Annotated in this window: 1 pseudogene; it reads left to right on the top strand. The window is 79.6% G+C overall.

Features of this window, described 5'->3' with window-relative positions:
• A pseudogene (locus METY_RS20730) lies at nucleotides 1–866 on the top strand (chromosome segregation protein SMC); the annotation flags it as partial.

Below are 866 nucleotides of genomic sequence, written 5' to 3'. Positions count from 1 at the left end.
GAAGCGGCCGACCGGCTGTCGGGTCTCGAACGCGAGGCTGCGACCCTCGCCGCCGAGGCGGAGCGGCTCGCCCGCGAAGCCGGCGCGGCCGGCGATCAAGCGGCGCTGAAGGAGCGAGCGGAGGCCGCGCGCCAGGCGCTCACGGCGGCCGAGCAGGCCGCGGACGCAGCCGAAGCCGCCCACGCCCGCGCCCGGGCCGACGAGACCGCCGCCCGCGCGCCCGCCGCCCAAGCCAACGCACGCGCCGAACGGGCGATCACCGAGGCGCGCACGCTCGCCAAGCTGCTCGCGACCGACGAACGCCGCGCCTTCGCGGCGGTGGTGGACCTGATCTCCGTCGACCCCGGCTTCGAGACCGCGCTCGGGGCGGCGCTCGGCGACGATCTCGACGCCGCCGTCGACCCGCGCGCGCTCGCGCATTGGGCGTGGCTCGACGGCTCGTCGGACGCGGCGCTCCCGGATGGCGCGACCCCGCTGTCGTCCCATGTCGCGGCCCCGCAGGAGCTCGCCCGCACGCTGGCGCAGGTCGGCGTCGTGGCGCGCGCGGACGGCGCGCGACTGCGGGAACAGCTGAAGCCCGGCCAGCGGCTCGTCAGCCGCGAAGGCGACCTGTGGCGCTGGGACGGCCTGACGCTCGCCGCGGACGCGCCGACGCCGGCCGCGCGACGGCTCGCCGAAAAGAACCGGCTGGGCGGGGTCGAGCGCGCCGCAGCGGAGGCGCGCGCGGAGGCCGACCGGTTGCGGCTCGCGGTCGACGCCGCCCGTGCGGCGACCGGACGCGCGGCCGCCGACGAGCGGGCCGCCCGCGACGCGGCCAAGGCCGCCCGGTCTAAGCTCGACGCCGCCCGCGAGGCGGAAGCGGCGGC

The sequence above is a fragment of the Methylopila sp. Yamaguchi genome (assembly GCF_002897035.1).
Classification (GTDB): Bacteria; Pseudomonadota; Alphaproteobacteria; order Rhizobiales; family Methylopilaceae; genus Methylopila.
Note: the sequence above shows the minus strand (reverse complement) of the source record. Positions and strands in the feature narration are given on the sequence as shown.